This window comes from Bradyrhizobium sp. (assembly GCF_004799445.1).
Lineage (GTDB): Bacteria > Pseudomonadota > Alphaproteobacteria > Rhizobiales > Xanthobacteraceae > Bradyrhizobium.
The window spans coordinates 17,972-27,136 of the sequence record NZ_SSNA01000189.1 but is presented as its reverse complement, the minus strand read 5'-3'; the positions used below and the strand labels follow the sequence as shown (position 1 = coordinate 27,136).

At 63.2% G+C, this 9,165-nt stretch carries 9 protein-coding genes; 8 read left to right on the top strand and 1 reads right to left on the bottom strand.

Going from position 1 to position 9,165, the window contains the following annotated elements; all coding sequences use genetic code 11:
* Positions 1-976, top strand: a 976-nt coding sequence (locus E8A46_RS24325; RefSeq protein WP_291566661.1) for a tetratricopeptide repeat protein, incomplete at its 5' end; no start/stop codon positions are given.
* 151 nt (positions 977-1,127) lie between these two features.
* A complete protein-coding gene (locus E8A46_RS24320; RefSeq protein ID WP_291566659.1) occupies positions 1,128-2,054 on the top strand; it encodes a 4-(cytidine 5'-diphospho)-2-C-methyl-D-erythritol kinase in 927 nt (308 codons plus the stop codon).
* Positions 2,055-2,202: 148 nt separating this feature from the next.
* Here E8A46_RS24320 and E8A46_RS24315 read toward each other — a convergent pair whose 3' ends face one another.
* On the bottom strand, positions 2,203-3,213 hold the full coding sequence (locus tag E8A46_RS24315) for a polyprenyl synthetase family protein (protein WP_291566657.1): 1,011 nt from the start codon (positions 3,211-3,213) through the stop codon (positions 2,203-2,205).
* A gap of 136 nt (positions 3,214-3,349) precedes the next feature.
* Here E8A46_RS24315 and E8A46_RS24310 point away from each other — a divergent pair, with 136 nt between their 5' ends.
* The 6 genes from E8A46_RS24310 to glyS all read left to right on the top strand — a co-directional run bounded on the left by E8A46_RS24310 (position 3,350) and on the right by glyS (position 9,165).
* On the top strand, positions 3,350-3,577 hold the full coding sequence (locus tag E8A46_RS24310) for a DUF2007 domain-containing protein (RefSeq protein WP_291566655.1): 228 nt from the start codon (positions 3,350-3,352) through the stop codon (positions 3,575-3,577).
* Entirely contained in the window at positions 3,570-4,337 is a 768-nt protein-coding gene (locus tag E8A46_RS24305; protein ID WP_291566654.1) for a methyltransferase, read from the top strand. The genes E8A46_RS24310 and E8A46_RS24305 overlap by 8 nt, the downstream gene beginning before the upstream one ends.
* 289 nt (positions 4,338-4,626) lie before the next feature.
* A complete protein-coding gene (locus tag E8A46_RS24300) occupies positions 4,627-5,478 on the top strand; it encodes a S49 family peptidase (protein ID WP_291566652.1) in 852 nt (283 codons plus the stop codon).
* A gap of 106 nt (positions 5,479-5,584) precedes the next feature.
* On the top strand, positions 5,585-5,776 hold the full coding sequence (locus E8A46_RS24295; RefSeq protein WP_291566666.1) for a hypothetical protein: 192 nt from the start codon (positions 5,585-5,587) through the stop codon (positions 5,774-5,776).
* A gap of 257 nt (positions 5,777-6,033) precedes the next feature.
* On the top strand, positions 6,034-6,969 hold the full coding sequence (locus E8A46_RS24290; protein ID WP_291566651.1) for a glycine--tRNA ligase subunit alpha: 936 nt from the start codon (positions 6,034-6,036) through the stop codon (positions 6,967-6,969).
* Positions 6,970-7,053: 84 nt separating this feature from the next.
* The gene (glyS, locus tag E8A46_RS24285; RefSeq protein ID WP_291566649.1) at positions 7,054-9,165 is read left to right on the top strand and encodes a glycine--tRNA ligase subunit beta; all 2,112 of its coding nucleotides are present in this window, start codon (positions 7,054-7,056) and stop codon (positions 9,163-9,165) included.

The window sequence follows — 9,165 nt, the reverse complement described above, 5'->3', positions numbered from 1 at the left end:
GCTGCCGCCGCTGGTCGATTCGGCGCAGACCGGCGCCGCCGAGGCGCTTTACGGGATCGGCGCAACGCTGACCCGCCGCGGCGGCGAGGACCTCGCGCTGGTTTATTTGCAGCTTGCGCTGTATCTCGCGCCCAATCATCCGCTGGCGTTGCTGTCGCTGGCCGACCTCTACGAATCGGTGAAGAAGCCGGCGATGGCGATCAAGGTCTACGAGCGCATGCCGGTCAATTCGCCGCTGCGGCGCAATGCGCAGATTCAGCTCGCCATCAACCTCGATGCCGCCGACCGCAGCGACGAGGCGATCAAGATTTTGAAAACGGTCACGACGGAGGATCCCAAGGATCTTGAGGCGATCATGGCGCTCGGCAACGTCGAGCGCGGCCGCAAGAAGTTCGCCGACTGCGCCCAGACCTACTCGCAGGGCATCGACGTCCTGCCTCCCAACAACGACAAATCCAATGCGGTTTATTACTATTACCGGGGCATCTGCGAGGAACGCTCCAAGCAGTGGAGCAAGGCCGAGGCGGACATGCGCAAGGCCCTCGAGCTGCAGCCCGAGCAGCCTCACGTGCTGAATTATCTCGGCTATTCGTGGATTGATCAGGGTATCAATCTCGACGAGGGCATGAAGATGATCAAGCGCGCCGTCGACCAGCGCCCGGACGACGGCTACATCGTGGACTCGCTGGGCTGGGCCTATTACCGCATCGGCAATTATGAGGACGCGGTGAAGAATCTCGAGCGGGCGATCGATCTCAAGCCCGAGGACCCGACGATCAACGACCATCTCGGCGACGCTTATTGGCGGATCGGCCGCACGCAGGAAGCAAAATTCCAGTGGGCGCACGCCCGCGACCTGAAGCCCGAGGCGGAAGATCTCCCGAAGATCGAGGCCAAGATCGAAAACGGGCTTCCTGACGATACCTCTTCGGCCGCCTCCGCGGACAAGAAGAAAGAAGACGGCAAGGGCGGCTGATCGAGGGGCGGCTTGAGCGAAAGGTCGATGGCCGATCGCCGGTTTGCGGCTCCGAGGTTCGGATGCTGTGGCCGGCCGCGGCGCGAATTTTGAGCCGAGCGGCGCTTAAGAACACAATTCCAGTGCGGTTTATTTGGATTTTGCATTCGCGATGACGAGCGGTGGAGATACCAAAGCGAATGCCAAATCCCCCGCAGCTGCGCTGGCTGGGGATGCGCGCGCCAAGGTCAACCTGACCCTTCGGGTGGTTGGACGGCGGGTCGACGGCTATCACGAGCTCGAAAGCGTGGTCGCGTTTGCCGATTGCGCCGATCGTCTCAGCCTGACGCCAGGCCCGGAACTGCAGCTTGAGACCACCGGGCCGCTGGCGCAGGACTGCGGCGAGACCGCCGACAATCTCGTGCTCAAGGCGGCGCGGCTGCTCGGCGAACGCGTGCCGGGCTTGAAGGTCGGCAGTTTCACGCTCGACAAAGTGCTGCCGGTCGCCGCCGGAATCGGCGGCGGTTCGGCCGATGCCGCGGCGGCGTTGCGGCTGCTGGCGCAGGCCAACGGCCTTGCCATTGATGATCCACGCCTGATCGAGGTCGCGCAATTGACCGGCGCCGACGTGCCGGTTTGCCTGGCCTCGCGCGCCTGCGTCATGACAGGGATCGGTGAAGCGCTGCTGCCGCTGGTCCTGCCGAAATTGCCGTGCGTGCTGGTCAACCCCCGCGTTCCCGTGGCGACCAGGGACGTGTTTGAAGCCTTAGGCTTGCGCAACGGCGAATTGCTGGTCGGCGCCGCCGACGTGTTCCAGGCCGTCGCCTGGCCGGAGGCCGGCGCGTCCGTCGAAGACTGGGTGGAAGCGCTCGCGGCCGCTGCCAACGATCTTGAAGCTCCGGCCACGCGCATTCAGCCCATCATCGGCGAGGTGATCTCGGCGCTCAACGCCACCAACGGGGCATGGCTGGCGCGGATGTCGGGGTCGGGCGCCACCTGTTATGCGATCTTCGAGAACACCGCCGAGGCGCAGCGCGCGGCGCAGAAAATTCAGCTCGCTCACCCGCAATGGTGGGTGCATGCGGGGGTGCTGAGCTGAGTGATAGACCCTCATGGTGAGGAGGCGCTTTTGCGCCGTCTCCGGACGATGCTTCGCATCGCCTTGAGAACCATGAGGCCGGAAATACCCTCAACCTGGCTCATCCTTCGAGACGCGCGCGAAGAGCGCGCTCCTCAGGATGAGGATTTCAATGCGACCGTGCCAGGCAGAACGCCACTACCTGCTCCAGTGCGGTCTTCATAGGCGAGGCCGGAAACAGCGCCAGTGCATCGACCGCCATCGCTCCATAGTGCTGGGCGCGGTTGATGGTGTCCTCGAGCGCGCGGTGTTTGGTCATCAGCCCAACGGCGTGATCGAGATCGCCGTCGCCGATCTCGCCGCGCTCCAGCGCGTTGACCCAGAATGCACGCTCGACATCGTTGCCGCGGCGGAACGCCAGCACCACCGGCAGCGTGATCTTGCCCTCGCGGAAATCGTCGCCGACGTTCTTGCCGAGCTTGGCGGACTTGCCGCCATAGTCCAGAACGTCGTCCACCAGCTGGAATGCGATGCCCAGATTCATGCCGACCGAGCGGCACGCCGTCTGCTCGGCCTTCGGACGGTTGGCGATCACGGGGCCGACCTCGCAGGCCGCCGCGAACAGTTCGGCGGTCTTGCCGCGGATGACCGCGAGGTATTCGTCCTCGGTGGTGGCGGTGTTCTTCGCCGCGGCGAGCTGCATCACCTCGCCCTCGGCGATCGTCGCCGCGGCAGACGACAAAATGTCGAGCGCGCGCAGCGAGCCGACCTCGACCATCATGCGAAAGGCCTGGCCGAGCAGGAAGTCGCCGACCAGCACGCTCGCCTCGTTGCCCCACAGCATGCGGGCCGACAGCTTGCCGCGCCGCAATTCGCTTTCGTCGACCACGTCATCATGCAGCAGCGTCGCGGTATGCATGAACTCGACGGAAGCGGCGAGCTTGATATGGCCGTCGCCGGAATAGCCGGTGAGATTGGCCATCGCCAGCGTCAGCATCGGGCGCAGGCGCTTGCCGCCTGAGGAAATCAGGTGGTTTGCGACCTCGGGGATCATGGTGACTTCCGAGCCGGTGCGCGACAGGATCGTCGCGTTGACCCGCTCCATATCGGCGGCGACAAGCCCGACCAGTTGTTCTATCGAAGCGTCCAAGGGGCTTTCGAAGGGTACAATAACCGCCACGCTGGTCTCCACATTTGCCCAATTGGCCCTGTCGTCGGATATAACAATAGAAAGTGCGGGGTAGCGCGGCAAGGGCACGGAGCCCACAACACGCGTCGCGGGACCGCCCGGCCGGGCCGACAGAGGAGAGCCAAAAGTGCGGGAATTGGTTCGGACCAACGATATTGTGCTGGTTTCAGCGATAGGCGCGCTGCTCGACGGCGCCAATATCCACCATTTGGTGCTGGATCAGAACATGAGCATCATCGAGGGCTCGCTCGGGGTCCTGCCGCGCCGGATTCTGGTCCATGACGACGACAATAGCGAGGCGCGCCGGATTCTGTGCGACGCCGGCCTGGCCCATGAGCTGCGGGCCGATGACTGAGCTATCGGGCGAATTGACCGAAGACGCGTTTCTCGGAGGGAAATTGCGTCTGCGGCAGCCCAAATCGGGTCACCGCGCCGGTCACGACGCCATGCTGCTGGCGGCCGCGACGCCGGCGCGCGCCGGCGACCGCGTGGTCGATTTCGGTGCCGGCGTCGGCGCCGCGGGTCTTGCGGTCGCCAAACGCGTGGCCGGGATCAAACTCGTTCTGGTCGAGGTCGACGAGAAGCTGGCGGATATTGCCCGCGGCAATGCCCTCTCCAACGCCATCCCGGCCGATCTCATCGTGCTTGACGTAACCTCGGATGCTGAGGCGTTTGCGGCCGCAGGCCTGGCTCCCGACAGTATCGATTTGGTCCTGATGAATCCACCGTTCAACGATTCCGCGCGGCATCGCGCCTCGCCGGACAAGGCGCGGGTATCAGCCCATGTGGCGACGGCTGCGACGCTCGAAAGCTGGATTCACGCAGGCCGGCGAATTCTGAAATCCGGCGGCGTCCTCACCATGATCTGGCGCGCGGACGGTCTCGTCGAGCTGCTGGCGGCGCTGGGTCGCGGCTTTGGCAGTCTGGCGATCTTGCCCGTTCATGGCAATGCGGCGTCACCGGCAATTCGCGTGCTGGTTCGCGCCGTCAAGGGTGGAAAGGCGCCCATCAGCATGCATGCCGCGCTGATACTCAATAACGAGTCCGGAAGGCCCAATCAGCAGGTGCAGGATATTCTGGCAGGGAACGGGGAATTGCCGCTGGCGATACCCTGAAGATCGCCCGATAGGCGGGCGGAACGGCTATTGCGGCAACGATTTCGAAGGCTGCTCTGGCGCTGAAGTGAAGCGAATCGCGGTCAAAAGAGTACCGATCAGCGCCATCAGCAGATAGATTTTCATGTCTTGCTCCGTCGCATAGTTGCAGCCTAATGACCGCCGAAATGCAAAATGCATTTCATCAGTTCAATGACAGTCGCGTGATAACGAATGGTTAATTTGAGGTAACGGCATGACGGAAACATCTAATGATCCCCGGAAATGGCCGGCTCCGATTGAAAAGATAATGGAATGGATTCCGGCGCGCCTGCGGCGGGGAACCGCTGTGGTCCCGGTGGTCCGCCTGTCTGGCCTGATCGGTGCGGTGACGCCTCTGCGGCCGGGAATGTCGCTGGCGGGCGTCGCCAGGACGCTTGAGCGCGCCTTTGCGATGAAAAATGCCAAGGCCGTGGCGCTGGTGATCAATTCGCCGGGCGGTTCGCCGGTGCAGTCGCGCCAGATCTACTTGCGCATTCGGCAACTCGCCGCGGAAAAGCAGCTGCCGGTGCTGGTGTTCGTCGAGGATGTCGCGGCGTCCGGCGGCTACATGATCGCCTGCGCGGGCGATGAGATATTCTGCGACCCTTCCTCGATCCTGGGGTCGATCGGCGTGGTCGGCGGCTCCTTCGGGTTTCAGGAATTGATCAGCAAGATTGGCGTCGAGCGCCGGCTGTATACGGCCGGCGCGCACAAGGCGATGCTCGATCCGTTCCTGCCGGAAAACCCCGATGACGTCGCGCGGGTCAAAGCGCTTCAGCGCGAGATCCATGCCATCTTCATCGCCCTGGTGAAGGGAAGTCGCGGCGCGCGGCTCAAGGGTGCTGACGATGTGCTGTTTACCGGGGAATATTGGGCCGGAGAGTCCTCGGTGTCGCTTGGGCTGGCGGACGCGATCGGCGATCTGCGTTCGACGCTGCGCGCCCGCTATGGCGACAAGGTGCTGACGCCGGTGGTCGCGCCGGCGACGGGGATGCTGTCCGGGCTGTTCGGCCGCCGGTCGGCGGGAACCCTGGCCTCGCTGGAGGGCATCTCGGGCCTGCCGGAGGAGCTGATTTCGGCGCTGGAGAGCAGGGCAATTTGGGCCAAATTCGGGTTTTAGGGTGAAACGGCCCGCGCCATTTGGTCCCGGGACAATGCAATTGCGGGCCGGGCCGGCTTGCGCGACAATGGGAATCGGGGCGTGAAGCATGAACGAGGATCGACCGATGCCGCCGCTTGTCGCATTCGCGGGCGCCCTGGGTGGGCTGGCCGTGGTCCGCTGGGCTTACCGGACAGCTGTCAGGGTCAACCGGGAATTGGAGGAGGCCCGTCTGGCGCGGGTCGCCGAAGCCGCCAGGTCGCACGAGATTCCGACGCTGCGGCGGGATCCCAACACCGGCGCCTATCGCCCGGGCTGATCCTCCACCTCATCCTGAGGAGCAGGCGCGAGCCTGCGTCTCGAAGGATGGGCCTTCATGGTTCTCCCGGCGATGCCAACGGGTCGCGCGAACGCGCGCCCGATGACAGGCTCCGCATCGTCCGGAGACGTGCGAAGCCGCGCTCCTCACCATCAGGAACATGCTTTTCGGGGCTGACCTCGCCTTGATTCCGCAGCCCCCCGCCGATACGGTCCCGCGCGCTCAAGCCAGACCTCTCGCGAAGACCTGATCCGACGATGGATGCCCTGCCTCCGCATATGCGCCCGGAACGCTCGTTCCAGGGATTGATCCTGACGCTGCAGCGTTATTGGGCCGATTACGGCTGCGTAATCCTGCAGCCTTACGACATGGAGGTGGGCGCGGGCACCTTTCACCCCGCCACCACGCTGCGCGCGCTCGGCCCGAAACGCTGGAACGCGGCCTATGTGCAGCCCTCGCGGCGGCCGAAGGACGGCCGCTACGGCGAAAATCCCAACCGGCTTCAGCACTACTACCAGTTCCAGGTGATCCTGAAGCCGTCGCCGCCGGACATTCAGGAATTGTACCTGAAATCGCTCGCGGCGATCGGCGTCGACTCGCATCTGCACGACATCCGTTTCGTCGAGGACGACTGGGAAAGCCCGACGCTGGGGGCGTGGGGGCTCGGCTGGGAATGCTGGTGCGACGGCATGGAAGTGTCGCAGTTCACCTATTTCCAGCAGGTCGCGGGCGTCGAATGCGCGCCGGTCGCCGGCGAACTCACCTACGGGCTCGAGCGTCTTGCGATGTACGTGCAGGGTGTCGACCGCGTCTACGACCTCAATTTCAATGGCCGCGACGGCGCCGAGAAGGTCAGCTATGGCGACGTGTTCCTGCAGGCTGAGCAGGAATATTCGCGGCACAATTTCGAGCACTCCGACATCGAGATGCTGTTCGAGCAGTTCAAGATGGCCGAGCAGGCCTGCAGGAAATATCTCGATGCCGGCTGGAAGAACGGCAGCAGCCGCAAGGAGCACCTGATGGCGCTGCCGGCCTACGACCAGTGCATCAAGGCAAGTCACGTTTTCAACCTGCTCGACGCCCGCGGTGTGATCTCGGTGACCGAGCGGCAAAGCTACATCATGCGCGTGCGCGAACTCGCCAAGGCCTGCGGCGAAGCCTGGGTGCACACCGAAGCGGGCGGGGCTTTGTGAGAAAAGCAATTTTGGAATTGAATGTTTCAGCGAACTCCGGCCTGCTCCCCTCCCCGCCGCAAGCGGGGGGAGGGGAGTAAAAAGATGCCCGATCTGCTTTTCGAACTTTTTTCCGAAGAAATTCCCGCGCGGATGCAAGCGAAGGCGGCGGACGATCTGCGCCGCATGGTCACCGACAAGCTTGTCGCCGAGGGTCTCGTCTATGAAGGCGCCAAGGCGTTCGCGACGCCGCGGCGGCTGGCGCTGACGGTGCACGGCATTCCGGCCCGGCAATCGGACCTCAAGGAAGAGCGCAAGGGTCCGCGCGTCGGCGGGCCGGAGGCGGCGATCGCCGGCTTTCTCAAGGCGGCGGGACTGGCCTCGCTCGACGAGGCAAAAATCCAGCGCGATCCGAAGAAGGGCGACTTCTACGTCGCGCTGATCGAAAAGCCCGGCCGTGCGACGATTGACGTGCTTGCGGATATTCTGCCGGTCATCATCCGAACCTTTCCGTGGCCGAAATCGATGCGCTGGGGCGAACGTTCGGCGAGGTCGGGGGCGCTCTCCTGGGTGCGGCCGCTGCACGCCATCACCGCCACCTTCGGCCTGGAAACCGAAGAACCCGACGTCGTGAAATTCGTCGTCGATGGCATCGAAGCCGGGCAGACCACGTTTGGCCATCGCTTCATGGCGCCCGCGCCGATTTCCGTGCGCCGCTTCGAGGATTACGAGGCGAAGCTTCTGGACGCCAGGGTCGTGCTCGATCCCGAACGCCGCAAGGACACCATTCTCACCGACGCCAAACAGCTCGCCTTCGCGCAAGGGTTTGAGCTGGTCGAGGACCAGGTGCTGCTGGATGAAGTGGCGGGGCTGGTCGAATGGCCGGTCGTGCTGATGGGTTCGTTCGACAAGGAATTCTTGTCGATTCCCGGCGAGGTGATCCGCGCCACGATCCGCAACAACCAGAAGTGCTTTGTGGTCAGCGATCCCAAGACAAAAAAACTCGCCAACAAGTTCATCCTCACCGCCAACATTGAAGCTTCCGACGGCGGCCAGGCGATCACAGCCGGCAACGAGCGCGTGATCCGCGCGCGGCTGAGCGACGCGAAGTTTTTCTACGAGACCGATCTGAAGACGAAGCTGGAAGATCGCCTGCCGAAATTCGAGCAGATCGTGTTTCACGAAAAGCTGGGCACGCAGGGCGAGCGCATCAAGCGGATCGAATTGTCGGCTGCGGAATTTGCGACACACGTCGGAGCCGATGTCGAAAAAACGAAGCGTGCTGCGCATCTGGCAAAGGCGGATTTGCTGACCGACGTGGTCGGCGAATTCCCGGAGCTGCAGGGCCTGATGGGTAAGTACTACGCGCTGGCGCAGGGCGAGGATGCCTCCGTGGCTGCGGCAAGCGAGGAGCATTACAAGCCACAGGGGCCGAACGATCGCGTGCCAACCGATCCGGTGAGTATTGCGGTGGCGCTGGCAGACAAGATCGATACGCTGGTCGGTTTCTGGGCCATCGATGAAAAGCCGACAGGAAGCAAAGATCCGTATGCGTTGCGCAGAGCGGCGCTGGGGGTCATTCGAATAGCGATCGAGCGCGAAATTGAATTGTACCCTCGAGGTCTACTCGAAAGGCGCATCAAGAGGATTCGTGCGAACCTTTCTGACGAAGAGATTTCCGAGATTGGTGATTCATTTCAGCGTTTCTTTGAGGATCGGCTTACGGTCCAGCTTCGCGATCAAGGTGCGCGACATGACCTGGTGGAAGCCGTGCTTCATCCTGGTGGTAGAGAGGTAGGGCTCTTGTCCACAGTCCGTCGCGTCGAAGCGCTTGGGAAATTCCTCGACACCGACGACGGCAAGAACCTGCTCGCCGGCACCAAGCGCGCGAGCAATATTCTCGGCATCGAGGAGAAAAAGGACAAGCGAAGCTTCGATGGCACGCCCGATCCCGCGCTTTACAAGGTCGACGAGGAAAAGGCGCTGGCCAAAGCGATCGACCAGGTAAAGGCGGAAGCCGCTGCGGCCGTGGCAAAAGAAGATTTCGCCGCCGCGATGAGCGCAATGGCCAAATTGCGTCCGGCGGTCGACGCGTTCTTTGATAAAGTGAAGGTCAACGACGACGATCCCAAAGTGCGCGAAAACCGCCTGAAGCTCCTGAATGAAATCCGCGCCGCCACCCGCGCGGTGGCGGATTTTTCCAAGATCGAAGGCTGA